Annotated in this window: 20 protein-coding genes; 8 read left to right on the top strand and 12 right to left on the bottom strand. The window is 65.0% G+C overall.

What is annotated here, in order from left to right; all coding sequences use genetic code 11:
* Positions 1-21: 21 nt before the first annotated feature.
* From EGM87_RS03350 to EGM87_RS03360, 3 genes are all read right to left on the bottom strand, one after another.
* Positions 22-1,083 carry a transglutaminase-like cysteine peptidase gene (locus EGM87_RS03350; RefSeq protein ID WP_137709868.1) on the bottom strand — a complete coding sequence of 354 codons (1,062 nt, stop codon included), beginning with the start codon at positions 1,081-1,083 and terminating at the stop codon, positions 22-24.
* Positions 1,084-1,233: 150 nt separating this feature from the next.
* Positions 1,234-3,210: a DNA topoisomerase IV subunit B gene (parE, locus tag EGM87_RS03355; protein WP_137709867.1), complete on the bottom strand. Its 1,977-nt coding sequence runs from the start codon at positions 3,208-3,210 to the stop codon at positions 1,234-1,236.
* Between the two features lie 47 nt (positions 3,211-3,257).
* The gene (locus tag EGM87_RS03360) at positions 3,258-3,695 is read right to left on the bottom strand and encodes a MarR family winged helix-turn-helix transcriptional regulator (RefSeq protein WP_025546568.1); all 438 of its coding nucleotides are present in this window, start codon (positions 3,693-3,695) and stop codon (positions 3,258-3,260) included.
* A 136-nt stretch (positions 3,696-3,831) separates the two neighbouring features.
* Between EGM87_RS03360 and EGM87_RS03365 the strand changes: the two genes are divergently transcribed.
* A complete protein-coding gene (locus tag EGM87_RS03365) occupies positions 3,832-4,257 on the top strand; it encodes an organic hydroperoxide resistance protein (protein WP_137709866.1) in 426 nt (141 codons plus the stop codon).
* Between the two features lie 71 nt (positions 4,258-4,328).
* Here the strand turns inward: EGM87_RS03365 and EGM87_RS03370 are convergent, their stop codons facing one another.
* Positions 4,329-5,009: a GcrA family cell cycle regulator gene (locus EGM87_RS03370; protein ID WP_137709865.1), complete on the bottom strand. Its 681-nt coding sequence runs from the start codon at positions 5,007-5,009 to the stop codon at positions 4,329-4,331.
* Positions 5,010-5,126: 117 nt separating this feature from the next.
* On the opposite strand from EGM87_RS03370, the gene EGM87_RS03375 reads away from it, so the two are divergent.
* The gene (locus tag EGM87_RS03375) at positions 5,127-5,975 is read left to right on the top strand and encodes an ABC transporter permease (RefSeq protein WP_137709864.1); all 849 of its coding nucleotides are present in this window, start codon (positions 5,127-5,129) and stop codon (positions 5,973-5,975) included.
* Positions 5,976-6,019: 44 nt separating this feature from the next.
* On the opposite strand, the gene EGM87_RS03380 is transcribed toward EGM87_RS03375, so the two are convergent.
* Positions 6,020-6,145, bottom strand: coding sequence for a hypothetical protein (locus tag EGM87_RS03380; protein WP_255308867.1), 126 nt, complete (start codon positions 6,143-6,145; stop codon positions 6,020-6,022).
* Positions 6,145-7,464, bottom strand: a complete 1,320-nt coding sequence (locus EGM87_RS03385; RefSeq protein ID WP_137709863.1) for a UDP-glucose dehydrogenase family protein — start codon at positions 7,462-7,464, stop codon at positions 6,145-6,147. The genes EGM87_RS03380 and EGM87_RS03385 overlap by 1 nt, the downstream gene beginning before the upstream one ends.
* A 174-nt stretch (positions 7,465-7,638) precedes the next feature.
* Between EGM87_RS03385 and wecB the strand changes: the two genes are divergently transcribed.
* The 4 genes from wecB to EGM87_RS03405 all read left to right on the top strand — a co-directional run bounded on the left by wecB (position 7,639) and on the right by EGM87_RS03405 (position 13,154).
* On the top strand, positions 7,639-8,781 hold the full coding sequence (wecB, locus tag EGM87_RS03390; protein WP_137709862.1) for a non-hydrolyzing UDP-N-acetylglucosamine 2-epimerase: 1,143 nt from the start codon (positions 7,639-7,641) through the stop codon (positions 8,779-8,781).
* A gap of 89 nt (positions 8,782-8,870) precedes the next feature.
* Positions 8,871-10,181: a UDP-N-acetyl-D-mannosamine dehydrogenase gene (gene wecC, locus EGM87_RS03395; protein ID WP_137709861.1), complete on the top strand. Its 1,311-nt coding sequence runs from the start codon at positions 8,871-8,873 to the stop codon at positions 10,179-10,181.
* Between the two features lie 121 nt (positions 10,182-10,302).
* On the top strand, positions 10,303-11,013 hold the full coding sequence (locus EGM87_RS03400) for a polysaccharide biosynthesis/export family protein (protein WP_137709860.1): 711 nt from the start codon (positions 10,303-10,305) through the stop codon (positions 11,011-11,013).
* Entirely contained in the window at positions 11,013-13,154 is a 2,142-nt protein-coding gene (locus EGM87_RS03405) for a GumC family protein (protein ID WP_137709859.1), read from the top strand. The genes EGM87_RS03400 and EGM87_RS03405 overlap by 1 nt, the downstream gene beginning before the upstream one ends.
* Positions 13,155-13,323: 169 nt before the next feature.
* Here EGM87_RS03405 and purQ read toward each other — a convergent pair whose 3' ends face one another.
* Together purQ and purS are read right to left on the bottom strand one after the other, a co-directional pair.
* Positions 13,324-13,998: a phosphoribosylformylglycinamidine synthase subunit PurQ gene (gene purQ / locus EGM87_RS03410; protein ID WP_044661978.1), complete on the bottom strand. Its 675-nt coding sequence runs from the start codon at positions 13,996-13,998 to the stop codon at positions 13,324-13,326.
* A gap of 3 nt (positions 13,999-14,001) precedes the next feature.
* Positions 14,002-14,232, bottom strand: a complete 231-nt coding sequence (purS, locus tag EGM87_RS03415) for a phosphoribosylformylglycinamidine synthase subunit PurS (RefSeq protein WP_007682101.1) — start codon at positions 14,230-14,232, stop codon at positions 14,002-14,004.
* Between the two features lie 199 nt (positions 14,233-14,431).
* Between purS and EGM87_RS03420 the strand changes: the two genes are divergently transcribed.
* Complete coding sequence (locus tag EGM87_RS03420) at positions 14,432-14,581, top strand: hypothetical protein (protein WP_165363364.1); 150 nt, start codon at positions 14,432-14,434, stop codon at positions 14,579-14,581.
* Between the two features lie 68 nt (positions 14,582-14,649).
* A complete protein-coding gene (locus tag EGM87_RS03425; RefSeq protein ID WP_137709858.1) occupies positions 14,650-15,402 on the top strand; it encodes a sulfite exporter TauE/SafE family protein in 753 nt (250 codons plus the stop codon).
* 20 nt (positions 15,403-15,422) lie between these two features.
* Here EGM87_RS03425 and purC read toward each other — a convergent pair whose 3' ends face one another.
* From purC to EGM87_RS03445, 4 genes are all read right to left on the bottom strand, one after another.
* Positions 15,423-16,205, bottom strand: a complete 783-nt coding sequence (purC, locus tag EGM87_RS03430; RefSeq protein ID WP_137709857.1) for a phosphoribosylaminoimidazolesuccinocarboxamide synthase — start codon at positions 16,203-16,205, stop codon at positions 15,423-15,425.
* A 143-nt stretch (positions 16,206-16,348) separates the two neighbouring features.
* Entirely contained in the window at positions 16,349-16,477 is a 129-nt protein-coding gene (locus tag EGM87_RS03435; RefSeq protein WP_262857224.1) for a hypothetical protein, read from the bottom strand.
* 31 nt (positions 16,478-16,508) lie between these two features.
* The gene (gene otsA / locus EGM87_RS03440) at positions 16,509-17,912 is read right to left on the bottom strand and encodes an alpha,alpha-trehalose-phosphate synthase (UDP-forming) (RefSeq protein WP_082166324.1); all 1,404 of its coding nucleotides are present in this window, start codon (positions 17,910-17,912) and stop codon (positions 16,509-16,511) included.
* A gap of 25 nt (positions 17,913-17,937) precedes the next feature.
* Positions 17,938-19,716: a glycoside hydrolase family 15 protein gene (locus EGM87_RS03445; RefSeq protein ID WP_262857396.1), complete on the bottom strand. Its 1,779-nt coding sequence runs from the start codon at positions 19,714-19,716 to the stop codon at positions 17,938-17,940.
* Positions 19,717-19,806 lie beyond the last annotated feature (90 nt).

Genomic DNA, 19,806 nt, shown 5'->3' on the forward strand with positions numbered 1-19,806 from the left:
CGATGCACCAAGGGGGCGCGATCACCGCGCCGCAAACTGCACCGGCTGCTGCGGCGTCACCCGATAGCCATGAGTCCAGCGCCCAAAGGCATTGAAGCTCATGATCGGCCGATAGTCGCTGACGCTGGACGAAGGCAGCACCCGGTCGGTCATGTTGTCCAGGATCATCAACTCGTCCCTGATCCGCACCGCCAGCACGGCATGGTCCGCCTGCCGCACCAGGTCGCGGGCGATGACCAGGAACATGGCGCGGCGGTCGAAACCCGCCGCCTCCAGCAGCTTCATCTTGGCGATGGCATAATCCTCGCAATCGCCAGCGCCGCTCTGTAGCGTCCGTGCCGCCGAAGCCCAGTTGTCGCCGCCCTGCCGGTCATCGACGAAATGCAGCCGGCGATTGACCCAGCCATTGATCATCTCGACCTGCTGCTGCGCCGTCGATCCGCGAGCCGCGTTCAGGACACCGCTCCAGACCCCCTTGCCGGGCAGCGCCGCCGAAACGGAAGCCCATTTGCTGTCGAGCAGCGTCCGGGAAATCGGCATGGCGACCGATCCGAAAACATCGGGTTGCCCATTGCGCGGCATGATCTGGCCCGAAAGCGCCGGAACCGGGCGGGCCGGCATGACGAACGCGCTGGCCCGTGGCATTGCGGCAGCCGTCGGTTCTGGCAAAAATCCCTGCATGAAGCCGGGCACCAGCACCGGCTGGCGATAGCTCAGCACGGAAAGCTGGACCCCCTGCAACCGCCAACCGGGCAATTTGCCGCTGAAGTCGTTGATGCGCCGATCGTTGATGATCATCGCTTCCGGGACAGGCGGTTGACCCACCCAGGGCGCTGGACTGGCCGTGCCGCCTTGCTGCGCACTGATTGCTGCCAGACGGCTCATGCCGCCCGCGAGAAGATTGGCGGCGACGCGTTCGGCGGGCATATAGGCCGGCCGGCTCTGCGTGAAGATGTCCGGAATAGCCCCCAGCGGCGCCTGCGCCAGAGCATGGCCGCTCGCCGCCAGCAGCAGGGTGGCGCTGGCGCGAAGCGCGAAGCGACGCAGAGCCGATGAGGGAATGGGCGGGACGAAGCCTGACATGCTTGCCCGTATCCCGCCGAAAATTGAACATCCGGTGCCCCGCGCTGGTTAACGCGGCGGTAGGCAAAAAATTGCCGGCAGATTTTTGCCCGGCAGTTTTCGGGCTATCGCGAAAATCCGCTTTGCCGCAATCAAGAAGAAAATCGCTTCTCAGGCGTCGATTGTCTCCTCATCGACCGTTGCCGCATTCTCCTGGATGAAGGCAAAGCGATGAGCCGGATTGGTGCCCATCAGCCGGTCGACCAGTTCACGGACCTGCTGCCGGTCCTCTATGTCGTCGGGCAGGGTGACGCGGATCAGGCTGCGGGTCTTGGGGTCCATCGTCGTTTCGCGCAATTGTGCCGGGTTCATCTCGCCCAGGCCCTTGAAGCGGCTGATGTCGACCTTCTTGCCCTTGAACTCCTTGGCCAGGATTTCCCCCCGATGCGCATCGTCCCTGGCGTAGAGGCTCTTGCCCCCTGCTGTCAGGCGGTAAAGCGGCGGCTGCGCCAGATAGAGATGACCCCGCCGCACCAGTTCCGGCATCTCCTGGAAGAAGAAGGTCATCAGCAGCGTCGCGATATGCGCGCCGTCGACGTCGGCGTCGGTCATGATGACGATGCGTTCGTAGCGCAGATTGTCGGGATTGCAGTCCTTGCGCGTGCCGCAGCCCAGCGCCAGGATCATGTCGGCAATCTCCTGATTGGCGAGGATCTTGGCGGTATTGGCGGAGGCGACGTTCAATATCTTGCCGCGCAAGGGCAGGATCGCCTGCGTCTTGCGGTCACGGGCCTGCTTGGCGGAGCCGCCGGCCGAATCGCCCTCGACCAGGAAGATTTCCGCTCCCTCCGGATCGTCGTTCGAACAGTCGGTCAGCTTGCCCGGCAGCCGCAACTTGCGCGCGCTGGTAGCGGTCTTGCGCTTGACCTCCTTCTCCTGCTTGCGTTTCAGGCGCTCGTCCATCCGGTCGAGCACATAGGCGAGCAGCGCCTTGCCGCGCTCCATATGGTCGGAAAGATAATGGTCGAAATGGTCGCGCACCGCATTTTCGACCAGCCGCGCCGCCTCCGGGCTGGTGAGCCTGTCCTTGGTCTGGCTCTGGAACTGCGGATCGCGGATGAAGACCGACAGCATGATCTCCGAAGAAGTCACGATGTCGTCGGCGGTGATGTCCTTCGCCTTCTTCTGTCCCACCAGTTCGCCGAAGGCGCGGATGCCCTTCACCAATGCGGCGCGCAGGCCGGTCTCATGCGTGCCGCCATCGGGCGTCGGAATGGTGTTGCAATACCAGGAGTAGCTACCGTCCGACCAGAGCGGCCATGCCACCGCCCATTCCACACGCCCGGCGGAGTCCGGGAAATCCTGACTCCCCGAAAAGAAGGCGCTGGTCGCGCATTCGCGGTCGCCCACCTGTTCCTTCAGATGATCGGCCAGCCCGCCGGGGAACTGGAACACCGCCTCGGCCGGCGTATCGTCGGTGATGAGTTCCGGCGCGCATTTCCAGCGGATTTCCACGCCCGCGAAAAGATAGGCCTTGGACCGTGCAAGGCGATAAAGACGGGATGGCTTGAACTTCTGCTCCCCGAAAATCTCCGTGTCGGGAATGAAGCTGACCGATGTGCCGCGCCGATTGGGCGCCGCGCCGACCTTCTCCAGCCCGCTGGTGGGCAGGCCCTGGGCAAAGCTCTGGCGGAACAGTTCCTTGTTGCGCGCCACTTCGATCACGGTGACGACCGACAGCGCATTGACCACGCTGATGCCGACACCGTGCAGACCGCCGGAGGTCGCATAAGCCTTGTCGGTGAACTTGCCGCCCGAATGGAGCGTGGTCAGGATCACCTCCAGCGCCGACTTGCCGGGAAATTTGGGATGCGGGTCGACCGGGATGCCCCGGCCGTTGTCGGTGATGGTCAGCCTGTTGCCTGGCTCCAGCAGCACCTCGATCCGCGTCGCATGGCCCGCGACCGCCTCGTCCATGCTGTTGTCCAGCACTTCGCTGGCAAGGTGGTGCAGCGCGCGCTCGTCCGTGCCTCCGATATACATGCCGGGGCGGCGGCGCACCGGCTCCAGCCCCTCCAGCACTTCAATGGCGGAGGCGTCATATTGCGGGGTGGCGGAGGGATTGGCGGCGAACAGGTCTTCGGACATGGGCACAAGCTATAAGCCGGCGGATGGCAGGCGCAAGCGCGCGTTGTTCAGGGCAGCGGATCGCGCAACGCGGCCCACAACTGCTTCACCCGCTCATTGAGGTCGGCCAGTTGCATCCCGTCCATGCCGGACCGCTCGAGCAGGGTTTCGCCCAGGCAGCCGCATTCCTCCCGCATCGCCGCGCCGCGCTTCGTCAGGCGCACGTCGACGCGCCGTTCGTCGGCCGTGCTGCGGGCGCGGGTGAGGAAGCCTGCCGCCTCCAGCCGCTTGACCAGCGGCGTCACCGTGCTGGATTCGAGCGACAGACGCTCCGCGATCTGGCCGATGGTGCGGCCGTCCTGTTCCCATAGGGCATGCAGCACCAGATATTGCGGGTAGGTGATGCCCAGTCGGTCGAGCATTGGCTTGTAGGCGCGGCCGATCGCCATGCTGGCGGCATAGAGCGAGAAGCAGAGTTGATCGTCGAGCGGCAGGGCGGCGGGCATGGGCGGTCTCCTTTGCAGGTTCCATAGCACGAAAATATATATCGTGATAAATAAAATGCTGGACAAGGGGCCGCGCCATATCTATCTAAACATTATCGCGATAATGATTATCGTGAAATATGAAGGGAAAAAGGCCATGTCCGTCGATGTCAAATATCGTACCCGCGCCACCGCCACCGGAGGCCGCGATGGGGAAGCCCGTTCGGAAGACGGCCGCTTCGCCGTAAAGTTGTCGACCCCGAAGGAACTGGGCGGTCCCGGCGGCGATGGCAGCAATCCCGAGCAGCTTTTCGCCGCGGGCTATTCGGCCTGCTTCATCGGCGCTCTCAAGGTTGCAGGCGGTCAGTTGAAGATTCGCGTGCCGCAGGATTTAGCCGTCACCGCGACCGTCGGCATAGGCCCGCGCGCGGCGGGCGGGTTCGGCATCACCGCCGATCTGGAGATCAGCCTGCCTGGCGTGGAGCGGGCTGACGCGGAAAGGCTGGTCGCCGCGGCGCACCAGATTTGCCCCTATTCCAACGCCACGCGTAACAATGTCGATGTCGGGCTGACCATCGCCTGACGCGCCACAGCCAATGAAAAGGGCCGCTTCCAAATGGAGCGGCCCTTTTTCATCCCGGTCTGCTCCGGCGATCAGCGAACTCGCGGACCACCGAAGGGCAGGGGCGGCGGCGGACGGCGAGTGCCGCGCGGCAACTGCGCCTGATAGGCGCGGCCGCAATGTTCGACGCAATAGGGGAAGCCGGGGTTCACCGCTCCGCCGCAGAAATGGAAGTCCGGCTCGCCCGGATGGCCCATCGGCCATTTGCAGATGCGCTCCGTCAGGTCGAGCAGCGTGGTCTTGCCGGCGATTTCCGGGCTGGGCTTTGCGGGGACCAGGCGGCGCGGCGGGGCTGGGGGGATCGGCGCCTGCTGGTCGCCCGGACCCTGACGCAGGAAGCCGCCGGGGCCCACGGAGATGATGCGCGGCTGCGGCGCGGCAGGCGCTTCGGCCGCCGGCGCGGCGGCAGCGGGCGCCGGGGTGGGCGCGGCCGGCGCCGCAGGGCGGGCGGGCGGTGGCGCGGCATGCTGCGCCGGCGCGGCCGGCTTTGGCGCTTCGGCCTCCGTTGCGGACTTGCGCAGCGGCGGGGCGGCCTTTTTCGGCACTTCGTTGGCTTTCACCGGGGATGGGCGCGATTGCAGGCCCAGGCGGTGCGCCTTGCCGATCACGGCGTTACGGCTGACCCCGCCCAGTTCGTCCGCGATCTGGCTGGCGGTCAGGCCCCGTTCCCACATTGCCTTGAGCTGGTCGATACGCTCGTCGGTCCAGGACAATGAATGACTCCTCAAAATTTCAAATTCGCGCCCTATATGGGGCGCGCCGGCCCGGGTTCAATTTCCCGTGCACAACGCCCTTGCGGCACAACCCCTCAGCCGATAGTCGATCCGACCATGAACGACCAGTCCAAAATTGCTGCTTCCCTGTCGCATCAGCCGCCTTTCCATGAGCCGGGCGAGCTGGTTATCCGCAACGTCAACTGGGCCGGAGCCCGCGCGCTGTACCGCAAGGAAGTGCGACGCTTCATGAAGGTGCAGCTCCAGACGATCTGGGCACCCGCCGTTACGACGCTGATGTTCCTGGTCATCTTCACCCTGGCGCTGGGCGGAGCCAACCGCCAGGTGCTGGGCGTGCCCTTCGCGGACTTCATCGCGCCGGGCCTGATGATCATGGGCATGATGAACAATGCGTTCGCGAACAGCAGCTTCTCCCTGCTGGCGGGCAAGATGCAGGGGACGCTGATCGATTATCTGATGCCTCCGCTGTCGGTCAGCGAATTGCTGCTGGCGCTGGTGGGCGCGGCGGTGACGCGCGCCTTCTGCGTCGGCCTGGCGCTATGGGGAGCCATGGCGCTGTGGCCGGGGGTGCATGTGACCCCGGCGCATCCCTGGGCGATCCTCTGGTTCGGGCTGATGGGCGCGGGGTTGACCGCCTTTATCGGCGTGCTGACCTCCATCTGGGCGGAAAAGTTCGACCATGCCGCCGCCATCACCAATTTCGTGATCGGGCCGATGACGCTGCTGTCGGGGACTTTCTATTCCATCGACCGCCTCGCGCCCGTCTTCCGCGCGATCAGCCACGCCAACCCCTTCTTCTACGCCATTTCCGGCTTCCGCTACGGCTTCGTCGCGGCGGCGGACGGCGATGTCGTGGTGGGCAGCCTGGTGCTGCTGGGGCTGAATATCGCGCTTGGAGTGCTGTGCTACGCGCTGCTCAAGCGCGGGTGGAAACTGAAGGCCTGAAAATAGCGGCACGTGCTCCTGCGCAGGCAGGAGCACATATTCTATCACATCAACCCGGCAATCACCGGCACCACCAGCGTCAGGACAAGCAAGGCAAGAACCGCCACCACCCAATGATGCAGCCGCGGAAGGCCGCGTTCATCGCGCCCTCGCTCTGGCTTCAGCAGCATCAGGCAGAAACGCCCTTGCCTCCAACCCGCGTCAGCGCAAAGCCAGCCGCCTCGGCTTCCCGGCGCGGGTAGATGTTGCGCAGGTCGACCAGCACCGGTCCGTTCATCGAAGCCGCCAGCCGCTTGAGGTCCAGCGCCCGAAACGCATCCCACTCCGTCACCAATACCAGCGCGTCCGCCCCGGTCGCCGCCTCATAGGCGTCCTTCGCCATGGTCACGCTGGACATTAGTGGCGCGGCGACCTCCATGCCCTCGGGATCATAGGCGACGATCTTCGCCCCCGCATCCTCCAGCGCCTGCACGATGGCCAGGCTCGGCGCATCGCGCATGTCGTCGGTATTGGGCTTGAAGGTCAGGCCCAGCAGCGCCACGGTCTTGCCGCGCGCTTCGCCGCCCAGCGCCTTCACGATCTTGCGCCCCATGGCCCGCTTGCGCAGGTCGTTCACCTGCACGACGGTCTCGACGATACGGATCGGCGTGTCGTAATCCTGCCCCGTCTTCACCAGCGCCAGCGTATCCTTGGGAAAGCAGGAGCCGCCATAGCCCGGGCCGGCATGCAGGAATTTCGACCCGATGCGGTTATCCAGGCCGATCCCCCGCGACACATCCTGCACCTCCGCGCCGACCGCTTCGCACAGGTCCGCCATCTCGTTGATGAAGGTGATCTTGGTCGCCAGGAAGGCGTTGGCGGCATATTTGATCAACTCGGCCGTCCGCCGCCCGGTGAACATCACGGGCGCCTGGTTGAGGTTCAGCGGCCGATAGACCTGCGCCATCACGTCGACGGCCCGCTGGCTGCCGGTGGTGCCGACCACGACCCGGTCCGGCCGCTTGAAATCCCCGATGGCCGCGCCTTCGCGCAGGAATTCGGGATTGGACACGACCTGGATGTCCAGATCGGGCCGCGCTTCCCGGACGATCCGCTCGACCTCGTCGCCGGTACCGACCGGGACGGTGGACTTGGTGACGATGACGGTCGGCCCATCCAGCGACTCCGCGATTTCCTTGGCCGCCGCATAGACATAGCTCAGGTCCGCATGCCCGTCGCCACGCCGCGAGGGCGTGCCAACGGCGATGAAGATCGCATCCGCGCCCTTCACCCCCTTCGCCAGGTCGGTGGTGAAGCTCAGCCGTCCGGCCGAAGCATTGCTGCCTACCAGATGGTCGAGCCCCGGCTCGAAAATCGGCATGCGCCCGGATTCGATTGCGGCGATCTTGCCCGCATCCTTGTCCACGCACACCACGTCATGGCCGAAATCGGCAAAGCAGGCGCCTGATACCAGCCCGACATAGCCCGTGCCGATCATCGTGATCTTCATAAAATAACTGAGCCCCCGATTGGGTAGATGGTTCGGCTGGCCTCTAGCACAGCTTCTCTCCCATGCGAAAGCGGGCGTCGGGGGTACCCATGTTCAGGGGATGGTTACCATTTTCTGCCAGACACTTACCCGAAAGACGGCTTGCAAAGGCGGGAAAATGGCAAAGGACGGCAAATGAAGGTTGCGCTGGTGTTCGGGACGCGCCCCGAGGCGATCAAGCTGTTTCCAGTGATTCACGCGCTCCGGGCGCGGGAGGATGTCGAAACCCGCGTGATCGTGACCGCGCAGCATCGCGGCCTGCTGGACCAAGTGCTGGAGATCGCCGGAATAGCGCCCGACATCGACCTGGACGTGATGACGCCGAACCAGACGCTGGACGGCCTGACGGCGAAGTTGATCGTGGAACTGGGCAAGGCCTTCGACGCGGAGAAGCCCGATCGCGTGGTCGTGCATGGCGATACCCTTACCACCATGGTCGCCAGCCTTGCCGCCTATTACCGCAAGATTCCCGTCGCCCATGTCGAGGCGGGCCTGCGCAGCGGCGACATCCACCACCCCTGGCCGGAGGAGGTGAACCGCCGCGTCGTCGCCTGCATCGCGGACATGAATTTCGCCCCGACCCAGGCAGCCGCCAACGCGCTGCTGGCGGAAAATCGCGATGCCGCGACCATATATGTAACCGGCAACACGGTGATCGACGCGCTGCTGGCCACCCGCAAGCGTGTGCTGGCCGAACCCCATCTCGCGTCGGGACTCGACAGCCTGGCCCAGCGTTTCGCCGGAAAGCGGATCGTCGCCGTCACCAGCCACCGGCGTGAGAATTTCGGCGGCGGGATGGAGGCGATTGCCCGATCGATCGCCGAAATCGCCGCGCGTCCCGACGTGGCGGTGATCTTCCCCGTCCACCCCAATCCCCATGTGCGCCCTGTCATGGATACCGTGCTGGGCAGCCTTCCCAATGTCGCGATGATCGAGCCGCTGGATTACCCCCATTTCGTTCGCCTGCTGGACCTGTGCCATCTCGTCCTGACCGACAGCGGCGGCGTGCAGGAGGAGGCGCCCTCGCTCGGCAAGCCCGTGCTCGTGATGCGCGAGACCACGGAGCGCCCCGAAGGGGTGACGGCGGGCACCGCGAAACTGGTCGGCACCGATCGAATAAAGATCGTCCGCTCGGTCTTTGCCCTGCTGGATGACGAAGCCGCCTACGCCGCCATGTCCCGCGCCCACAACCCCTTCGGAGACGGTCACGCGTCGGAGCGCATCGCAGACATCATAGCCGCGAGCGCGCAGGCTGAGAATATGGAAGAGGCGGCCTAAACTCGATTGGGAACTGACGGCCCGTTACCGAAATCTTCAGCATTTCCCGCCACAAACCGACGGAATTCAAAAGCTTCCACAGGACCCCCATGCCCCTCGACAAGCTCCAGCAGAAGGTATCCGTCATCGGCCTCGGCTATATCGGCCTGCCGACCGCCGCCCTGATCGCGCGCGGCGGCGCGCAGGTCGTCGGCGTGGACGTCAGCGCCCATGTCGTGGAGACGGTCAACTCCGGTCGCGTGCATATCGAGGAAGTCGATCTCGACGGCCTCGTCCAGGGCGTGGTCTCCCGCGGCAATCTCCGCGCCAGTCTGGAAGTCGAGCCGAGCGATGTCTTCATCATCGCGGTGCCGACTCCCGTGGCCGAAGACCGCGCGCCGGACATCAGCCACGTCCTCAAGGCCGCCCGCACCGTCGCTGAGGTCCTGAAGGCCGGCGATACCGTCATTCTCGAATCCACCTCGCCGGTCGGCACCACCGAAGCCATGCGCGATCTTTTCGCCCAGCTCCGCCCCGACCTGAAGATGCCCGAACCCGGCGTGGCGGGCGACATCGCCATCGCCTATTGCCCCGAACGCGTCCTGCCTGGCCGCATCCTCGTCGAACTGATCGACAATGACCGCTGCATCGGCGGCATCACGCCTCGCTGCGCCCGCAAGGCGCTGGGCTTCTACCGCCAGTTCGTGCGCGGCGCCTGCATCACCACCAGCGCCCGCGCCGCCGAAATGGTGAAGCTGGTCGAAAACAGCTTCCGCGACGTCAACATCGCCTTTGCCAATGAATTGTCCGTCATTGCCGAGCGCATGGACATCGACGTGTGGGAGGTCATTCGCCTCGCCAACCGCCATCCCCGTGTCAACATCCTCCAGCCCGGCCCCGGCGTCGGCGGCCACTGCATCGCGGTCGACCCCTGGTTCATCGTCCATGGCGATCCGGAAAACAGCCGCCTCATCCGCACGGCCCGCGAAGTCAATGACGGCAAGACCGACCATGTGGTCGCGAAGGCCTCCGACCTGATCGACGAATATCCGGGGGAGGCGGTCGCCTGCCTTGGCCTCGCCTTCAAACCCAATATCGACGATTTCCGCGAAAGCCCGGCCGTGAAGGTCGCGGCGCGTCTCGCCAAACGCTATGGCCGCCGCATCAAGCTGGTCGAACCCTATGCCCATGATCTGCCGATGGAGTTCGCCGGAACGGGCGCTGAACTCGTCGATCTCGATACGGCTCTGGAACAATGCGGCGTTTTCGTCATTCTTGTCGATCATGACATGTTCAAATCGGTTCCGGTGGACGAACGCGCCGACAAGGCGGTTTACGACACGCGCGGCGTCTGGCCGGATCAGCCACGGCGGCCGACCGCGGGTCAGGTTGTCCCGGATCAGGCCCGGATCGCCATCTGATCGGGCGCTCCGCGCCCTCCTTCGTCCAGCCGATGGTTGCCATGTTCCCGTCGCGCCGTTAACCCCGCCCGCAATGGCACGCCTTGTGCGTGCCCACTGAATTGCGGGGGATTTAAGCGGCATGAAGCGGCCGACCGACAGCAGGAACCAAGCGCTGGTCATGATCATGGCCTGCATCTGGCTCGGTGCCTGCTCGACCGTGGAGGACGCGCCGAAGGGGGAAGCCGCTTATGCCGCCATTCCGGCGGCTCCTGCCGTGGGGATGGACTATCGCATATCCCCCGACGATGTCCTGCGCATCCAGGTCTATCATGAACCGGGCCTTTCGCTGGAGGACGCGCAGGTGACGGCCGCGGGCATGGTTCGCATGCCGCTGGTGGGCGATGTTTCCGTCGCCGGCCTGTCCGCCAGCGAAGCATCGGAGGTCATCGCCGGGCGGCTGGGCGAGCGCTATCTGGTTTCCCCGCAAGTGACGGTATTCGTCAAGAAGGCGGTGGGTCGCCGCATCACCGTGGATGGGGAGGTTCGCGAACCGGGCCTTTTCCCAGTGGACGGCCGACTGGGGCTGTTGCAGGCGGTCGCGATGGCCAAGGGGCCGACGCGCCTGGCCAGCCTGGGCCAGATCGTCGTGGTCCGGCAATCGGACGGCGAGCGCAAGGCGGCGATGTTCGACCTGGGGGCGATCCGCAGGGGCGAGGCGCCCGATCCTGAAATCCTGCCGGGCGACACCATCATCGTCGGCCTCTCGCGCGCCAAGGCGATATTGGGCGGAACGCTGCTGGCGCTGCCTGCGGTCGGTGCCGGATTCGTCGTGCTGGATGGAGGACTCTGATGGCGCGGCCGGGTCTGCTGATCGACGATAGCGGCGCGTCCACTTCCATGGAGGGACGCGCGGCGCGCTTCGCTGCGGCGGCGAGCGGGGCGTGGACGGCGGTGCGGCGGCATCGCATCATCCTGTTCGTCACCATGGCGCTTTGCGTGCTGGCAGGCGTGGTCTTCATCCTGCTGTCGACGCCCGATTATCGCGCCACCGCCTCCGTCGAGGTGGAGGATGTCCCTGCCGGCGCCGCTGGGGCGGCCGCTGCGCAGCGACAGGCGACGCCGTCCGACAATGAAGCGTTGATGCAGACCGAACTGGAAGTGCTGCGCAGCCGCGCCCTGGCGGAAGATGTGGCTCGCGAACTGGCCTTGATCGGCAGCCGCACCTTCTTCGACGGCATGAACGTGCGCCGGCCGGAGCAGGGGACGGGCGCGCTCAGCCAGCGCCAGGTCGAGACCGAGACCGTTGTGGGCCTGCTGCGCGACAATCTGCATGTCGAACTGCCCGGCAAGTCGCGGGTCATCCGCATCAGCTTCACCAGCGCCGATCCGGTGCTGTCGGCGCGCGTCGCCAACAGCTATGCCGACAGCCTGATCCGCGCTGATCTGAAGCGAGGCTTCGAATCCGGCGTTCAGGCGCGGCGATTCCTGCTCGGCGAACTGGACGGAGCGCGGAAGGATCTGGAACGGGCGGAGCGCGACCTGGCGGTTTATGCCGCCAATGCGGGCGCCATGGCGCTGCCGGGATCGAAGGAGGCCGGATCGAAGGAAGCCGGATCGAAGGAGGATGACGGCGATCCGTCTCCCGAGGGCACGATCGCGACACGGCTGGCGCAACTCAACGCCTTCCGTGCGCAGGCGACCGCCGACCGCATCGCCGCGCAGAAGCGCTGGGAAAGCGCCCGCATGTCGAGTGTCGAGACGCTGCCGGAAGTGCTGAACAACGGCGCGATGCAGCAGATCATGACGGAAAGGGCGCAGGCGCGGGCGCAGGTCGTGCAGGAACGCCAGTTCCGCAAGGATGCCCACCCCGAAATGCGTGAGGCCCGCGCCCGGCTGGCCGCGCTGGACGATCAGGCGGAGGGCATGGCCAACACGATCCGCGCCTCGCTCAAGGAACAGTTCGATGTCGCCGTGCATGGCGAGAAGCAGATCCAGTCCGAAATCGCCAAGGTCGAGCGGCAGGCCCGGGCCGAACGCGGGCGCGGCGTGCAGATGAGCATATTGGAGCGGCAGGTCGATACCTATCGCCTGCTGCACGACAGTCTGCTCCAGCGTTATCGCGACATGGCATCGCAGGCAGGCTTCCAGGCCGGCCGCATCCAGCCGCTGGACCGGGCGGCGGTCCCTTCGCGGCCTTCTTCCCCCAATATCGGCGTCACCATGCTGTTCGCTTCGCTGGGTGGGCTGATCCTTGGGCTGATGGCGGTGGCGGGGCGGCATATCTTCGACGACGCCGTGACTTCCGCCGACACGCTGGCGGAGCGGGTGAACCTGCCGCTGCTCGGCGCGGTTCCGGCGGGGGAGAAGCCGGGGGCGGAGATTTTCGCGCCGATGGCTTCTTCGCTGCTTCTGGGTTCTGCGGCCGGTCTGCCGCGTTCCATACTCGTCACCAGCGCGCAGGAAGGGGAGGGGAAGTCCTCCACCCTCCATGCCCTGGCCAGGGCGCTGGCGAAACTCGACAAGCGGGTGCTGGTGATCGACGCCGATATGCGGCGGCCCAAGCAGCACAGCCTGTTCGGCATATCGCCCGCTCGTGGGATCAGCGAGTTGATGACGGGCCAGGCCAGGATGGACGACGTCATCGTGGATAGCGGCGTACCGGGCGTGGCCTTGTTGCCCTGCGGGGCGATCCCGCCCAATCCGGCGGAATTGCTGGTCACGCCCGCCATGGATTCCCTGCTGGCGACCGTTCGGGAACGCTATGACACGGTGCTGATCGATGCGCCGCCCATTCTCGGCCTGTCGGATGCCTGCCTGCTGGCGAGCAAGGCGCAGGTGACGTTGCTGGTGGTAGAATGGGGCCGCAATCATCATGGCGGCCTGCGCGTCGCCGTCGATCGCTTGCGCCGGGCGGGCGGCGCGATCATTGGCGCGATCCTCACCAAGCAGGAAGGCCGCGCCTTCGAATATGACTATCATCGCGGCGGGTAAGCCAAGTAGCGCGGCGCGACTTCGGCGGAGATTTGCTTAGCCCGCTATGCAATAGCGGCGCGTGGAGTGTTACGGCACAAAGCTGTTCATGGATTGAACGCTCTGGCTGACAACGGCGCAATTGCATGCCGAAAGTCGGTTCAGCAAGCCGGGCCATATCCCTTGGTTTTCAGGCCCGGGCAAGCAGCCCTTCCACCAGTCCTTCGAACAGCCGTCGGCCATCGGTCGCACCATGGGCCGGCTCTATCACCCGCTCCGGGTGCGGCATCATGCCCAGCACATTGCCGGCCTCGTTCAGGATAGCCGCGATGTTCCGCGCCGATCCGTTGACGCTCTCCGCATAGCGCAGCGCCACGCGGCCTTCGCCTTCCAGCCGGTCCAGCGTTTGCGCATCGGCAAAATAATTGCCGTCATGATGCGCCACCGGAAAGCTGATCGCCTCGCCAGCTTCATAGCGGCTGGTGAAGGCGCTCTGCGCATTCTCGACCGTCAGCGCCACGTCGCGGCAGACGAAATGCCCGCCCGCATTGCGCAGCAGCGCACCGGGCAACAGCCCGCTCTCCGTCAGCACCTGGAAACCGTTGCAGATGCCCAGCACATAGGCCCCCCGATCCGCCGCCTTCGCCACTGCCTGCATCACCGGCGAACGGGCCGCCATCGCGCCGGAACGCAGATAGTCGCCATAGGAAAAGCCGCCCGGCACGCCGATCAGGTCGAGATCGTCAGGCAGTTCCGTGTCGCGGTGCCAGATCATGGCAGGCCTTGTCCCGGTCGCCGTCTCGAACGCCACGGCGAGGTCGCGGTCGCAATTGCTGCCGGGAAAGACGATGACGGCGCTCTTCATGGCTCAGGCCTTTTCGATGCGGTAGTTTTCGATCACCGTGTTCGCCAGCAGCTTGCGGCACATGGCGTCGATGTCCTCGTCGCTGGTGCCGTCGGCCAGGTCCAGTTCGATCAGCTTGCCCGCGCGCACATCATTGACGCCGCCGAAGCCAAGGCCTTCCAGCGCGTGATGGATCGCCTTGCCCTGCGGGTCGAGGACACCGCCCTTGAGGGTGACGAAGATGCGGGCTTTCATGAGTGTGGAACTCCGTAAAACAGGCTTTCGCGCACCCCCAGGGCATTCTGCCTGCAGAATGCGCAAGCCGTGAAAACCGGAGGACTGGCGATCATTTGAATCGTCCAGCCCTCTAGTCCCGGAGCGCCCGGCAAGCAAGGCATTATGCTTTTGTTAGCGGCCATGGCGTTATCCATCCCGCAGAGGGAAGGATTTTCGCATGGCCGGTCTTGCTTTGGCGATGTTCGTGGGGCTTTTCGCCTTCGGTCAGCAGGTCATGGGCTATGACGATCCCCATGGCCGGGTTCAGCTGGCGCTTCTGGCGACCTTCACCTTCGGCGTCCTGATCGGCTATCGCGCGCATAGTTGACGCGCAGGCGCCAAACGCCGCAAAAAAGATGCTCCCCCAACGGGCCGCCTTGCTTTAGGCGGAGCGCCATGAATCCGGATTATCTCTATTATGCCTGCGCCATAAGCGCGGTGATCCTGTCGGGCCTTGCCAAGGGCGGATTTGCCGGGGTTGGCGCGCTGGCCATGCCGATACTCGCCCTGGGCGTCGATCCCGTGCGGGGAGCGGCGATCATGCTGCCCATTCTGATCCTGCAGGATGTGGTCGGCGTCTGGTCGTTCCGGCATAGCTGGGACCGGCATGTCCTTAAGGTCATGCTGCCCGGCATGGCGGCCGGGGTGGGGCTGGGCTATTTTTTCGCGGCCCGCGTGTCCGAAATCGCGGTGATGGGCGTGCTGGGCCTGATTTCGACATTGTTCGGCCTGCATCGGCTCTGGATCGAGCGGGGCGGCGCGATCATGTTGCCGTCGACCTCGCCCTCATGGGTGGGCGTGCTGCTCGGCGTGGCGAGCGGCTTCACCAGCCAGATCGCGCATGCCGGGGCGCCGCCCTTCCAGATGTGGGTTCTGCCCAAGCGCCTGTCGCGCGACGTTCTGGTGGGGACGACCGCGATCGCCTTTGCGGTGACGAACTGGATGAAGGTGCCGGCCTATGCCGCCCTGGGGCAGTTCACCAAAGCGAACCTGCTGGCGACGGCGATGCTGATCCCGCTTGCCGTCGTGTCGACCATGGCCGGCGTGGCGTTGGTGCGGCGCTTCGATCCTGCCCGCTTCTACACGCTGATCTATGTGCTGATGGTGTTGCTGGGGATCAAGCTGATAGCGGACGCGCTGCTCGCCTGAGCCGCGCGTCCGGATTCCCATCAGTCCTTGCTGCGCTTCTTGCGATGGGTGTCGAGGTCGAGGACGGTGGTATCCACGCCCTCCGGCATCAGGCCCAGGCGCCGGGCGACTTCCTGATATGCCTCGACTTCGCCGCCCAGATCGCGGCGGAAACGGTCCTTGTCCAGCTTCTCGCCGGTCGCCATGTCCCAGAGGCGGCAACCGTCGGGGCTGATTTCGTCCGCCAGGATGATGCGGCTATAGTCGCCGTCCCACAGGCGACCGAATTCCAGCTTGAAGTCGATCAGGCGAATGCCGATGCCCGCGAACAGGCCGCACATGAAGTCGTTGATGCGGATCGCCATGTCGGCAATGTCGTGCATTTCGTCCTGGCTGGCCCATCCGAAGCAGGCGATATGCTCTTCGGACACCAGCGGGTCGCCCAGCGCGTCGTCCTTGTAGCAATATTCGATGAGCGTGCGGGGAAGCTGCGTTCCCTCCTCGATCCCCAGCTTCTTGCTGAGCGAACCTGCGGCGACGTTGCGCACGACCACCTCGATCGGCACGATTTCCACCTGACGGACGAGTTGTTCGCGCATGTTGAGGCGGCGGATGAAGTGGGTAGGAACGCCGATCTGGCCGAGCAGGGTGAAGATATGCTCGGAAATCCGGTTGTTGAGCACGCCCTTGCCCGAAATCGTGCCCTTCTTCTGGGCGTTGAAGGCGGTCGCGTCATCCTTGAAATATTGGATGATCGTACCCGGCTCGGGGCCTTCATAAAGGATCTTTGCCTTGCCTTCGTAGATCTGGCGGCGACGGGCCATATGCGGTTCCTGTCTTCCCAATAAAGAATGTGCCCCGGCAAACGCGAATCGGGAAGGATCAGCGGGTGCCGGGGCTGCTTGGGCTGGCCCTTAGACCAAAAGGGGCGGGGGTGCAAATGGGCGAGTTCGGGCGAGGGAGCCCGCTACAGCACGTCGCCGAACATGAACCAGATCAGCGCCAGCCAGGCCAGAAGGCCGACCACGCCCAATATGACGCCCGATCTGGCGCGAATGGCGGCCAGGGCGCCGCCCGCTTCTTCCTCATCATCCATCGGTCCGACTGTAGCGGCGCTGGCGGGAAAGTTAAGCCGGTTGCGCCTCCTGTTTCACCTCGCCATTGCGTTGGACCGCCATCAGCCGTTCCGTGAAGCGCTGCCGCCACCAGCTTATGTCCTGCTTTTCGACACTGTCCATCATGGCGCGCCATCGCCGCTTGCGCTCGTCCAGCGGCATGGAGAGCGCGCGGGTGATGGCGTCGGACATCTCCTCGGGACTATAGGGATTGATCAGCAGCGCGTCCTTGAGCTGCTGGGCGGCGCCGGCGAAGCGGGACAGGATGAGGACGCCTGGATCGTCCGGATTCTGCGCGGCGACATATTCCTTGGCGACCAGATTCATGCCGTCGCGCAACGGCGTGACGAGCCCGATCTTCGCCGCGCGGTAGATGCCGGCCAGCTTGTCGCGCGGATAGCCCTGATTGACGTAGCGGATCGGGGTCCAGTCCACATCGCTATATTCCCCGTTGATGCGGCCGGCGAGCGCATCCAGGGTTGCGCGGATCTGCTGGTAGCTCTCCACCTCGCCGCGGGAAGGCGGGGCGATCTGCGTCAGGACGACGTTGCGATGCTGTTCGCTATGATCCTTCAGGAAGCGGGCGTAGCCGTTGAACCGTTCCTCCAGTCCCTTGCTATAGTCCAGACGGTCGACGCCCACGATCATCGCGCGATCCTGCAGCGACCGGCGGACCTTTTCATACATGTCCTTGGCCGCATCGCTGACGGCGGCGCTGGCATATTCCTGCGCGTTGATGCCGATGGGGCAGGCGATCGCCTGAATCGTCCGCTTGCCCAGCGTCACGAAATCGCCGTCCACCGAACCGCCCATTTCGCGTTCGACATAATGGCGGAAGGATTCCAGCCATTCCTCGGTATGGAACCCCACGACATCATAGGCGAAAAGCGCCTGCACCAGCTTGCTGTGGTGGGGCAGCGACACCAGCAGCCGGGTAGGCGGCCATGGGATGTGCAGGAAGAAGCCCATGCGATTGTCATGGCCCCGGTCGCGCAGCATCCGGCCGAGCGGGATCATGTGGTAATCCTGGACCCAGATGATGTCTTCCGGTTCGATCAGCGGGCTGGTCGTGTCCGCGAAGCGTTGGTTGACGCGGTTATACCCGCCTTCGAAATCGCGCGCATATTCGGCCAGGTCTATCCGGAAGTGGAACAGCGGCCAGAGGGTCTTGTTGGCATAGCCATTATAATATTCGTCGACATCCTGCTCCTCCAGGTCGATGGTCGCGGTCTTGACCCCTTCATCCTCCGAAAAGCCGATCTGCCCGGTGAAATTCTCCGTGATCTCGCCGGACCAGCCGACCCAGATGCCGCGGCTTTCGCGCAGCGCCTGGGAAAGCGCGACGGCCAGGCCGCCCTGGTTGCCGTTCTTGGTCGGGCGGCTGACCCGGTTCGAAATGACTATCAGGCGGCTCATGCCAAGCGCCTCCATGCCAAGCGCTTCATCGCATCACGCTCCACGGTTTGCTCAAGAGCACGGCGCAATTGATGATGCCGACCAATGAGTAGGTTTGGGGATAGTTCCCCCACAATTCCCCGGTGACGGGATCGATGTCTTCGGAAAGCAGACCGGCGGCGGTGCGGCGGGACAGCATCTCCTCGAACAGGGCGCGCGCCTCCTCGCTGCGGCCGGTCCGATGCAGGGCCTCTATCAGCCAGAAGGTGCAGACGTTGAAGGCGGTGACCGGCTCCCCGAAATCGTCCGGCGCGCTGTAGCGCAGCATGTCGTTGCCCCGGCGCAGGTCCTTTTCCAGCGCCTTCAGCGTTCCGATGAACATGGGATTGTCCGCCGTCAGGAAGCGCAGGTCGATCAGCTGGAGCAGGGAGGCGTCCCTCGCATCGTCCTCAAAATTGGCGGAGATGGCGTTGCTGTCCGTCCGCCAGGCCGACTGGAGGATGCGGGCCTTCATGATTTCCGCCCGCTCGCGCCAATGGACTTCGCGGTACGGCAGCCCAAGGGCGGCTGCCGCATGGGCGAGGCGGTCGCACGCCGCCCAGCACATCACCGCGCTGTAGCTGTGGACATGGGCGCGGGTGCGCAGTTCCCACAGGCCGGCATCGGGCTTGTCATAGACCTGCCAGGCGCGCTCGCCCACGGCCTCCAGCGCTTCGAAGTCCGACAGCCCCGCCATGCGCAGCAGGCGCTGGTCGATGAAGCCCTGAACGGAGGAGAGGACGATCTGCCCATAGGCGTCGTGCTGTACCTGGGAATAGGCGGCATTGCCGACGCGCACCGGCCCCATGCCGCGATAGCCGGGCAGGTTCTGCGCCTCCCGCTCCTCCAGCGTGGCGTTGCCGCGCACGTCGTAGAGCGGCTGGATATGGCCGCCCCGCGCGCCGTCGACGATGTTGCGGAGATAGACGAGATAGCTTTCCAGAACGTCCAGCGCGCCCAGCCGGTTCAGCGCCTCCACCGTATAATAGGCGTCCCTGATCCAGCAGTAGCGATAGTCCCAGTTGCGGCCGCTGTCGGCATGTTCGGGGATGCTGGTGGTCAGCGCGGCGACGATGGCGCCGGTCTCCTCATGCTGGCAGAGCTTGAGCGTGATGGCGGAACGGATCACCGCCTCCTGCCACTCGGCCGGAATGGCCAGGCTTCGCACCCAGATCTGCCATTCGTGGATCGTGTCGTCCAGCATCCGCTCCACCGCGGGGCGGAGGGCGTCGGAAAAGCTCTCGTCCGGCCCCAGGAAGAAATGCATGTCATGTTCCAACCGGAACCAGCTTTCCTGGGAAATCAGGCCGATGGGCGCATTGGTGGACATGCGCATCGCCATGTAGGACAGCACCAGCCGGATATGGTTGGAGCCATAGCTGATCGGCACCTTTTCCGAATGCCAGGAGGTGGTGGGGCGCAGCCTGACGCGGATGCGCGGGCTGCCCGATACGGGCCGGACGACGCGGGCGAACGCGACGGGGCGGTACATCCGCCCCTGATGCTTGTGGCGCGGGCAGAAATCGTAAAGCTCTATCGCATTGCCCTGCGCGTCGGTCTGACGCGTCACCAGCACAGGCGTGTTGCGGATATAATGCTGCTCGATCCGGGCGCAGTTCTCCAGCTCTATGGCCCAGAAGCCCCGCGAATCCGGTTGGTCCCAGGCGGCATCGTCCAGCAGTGCCGAGAATACGGGATCGCCGTCGACGCGGGGGACGCAGGCCCATATCATCCGCCCGGCCCGGTCGATCAGCGCCGATGCCTGGCAATTGCCGATGGGCCACAGGTCGAGCGTGCGCTCATCCCCGCCCGGAAGGTCGTTTTTCTGCGTTTCTATCGGTCCGTCCCCCTTGTTCGTGCACGACAGGGGCGCCGG

The organism is Sphingobium sp. RSMS, from assembly GCF_005406185.4.
GTDB classification, from domain to species: domain Bacteria; phylum Pseudomonadota; class Alphaproteobacteria; order Sphingomonadales; family Sphingomonadaceae; genus Sphingobium; species Sphingobium fuliginis.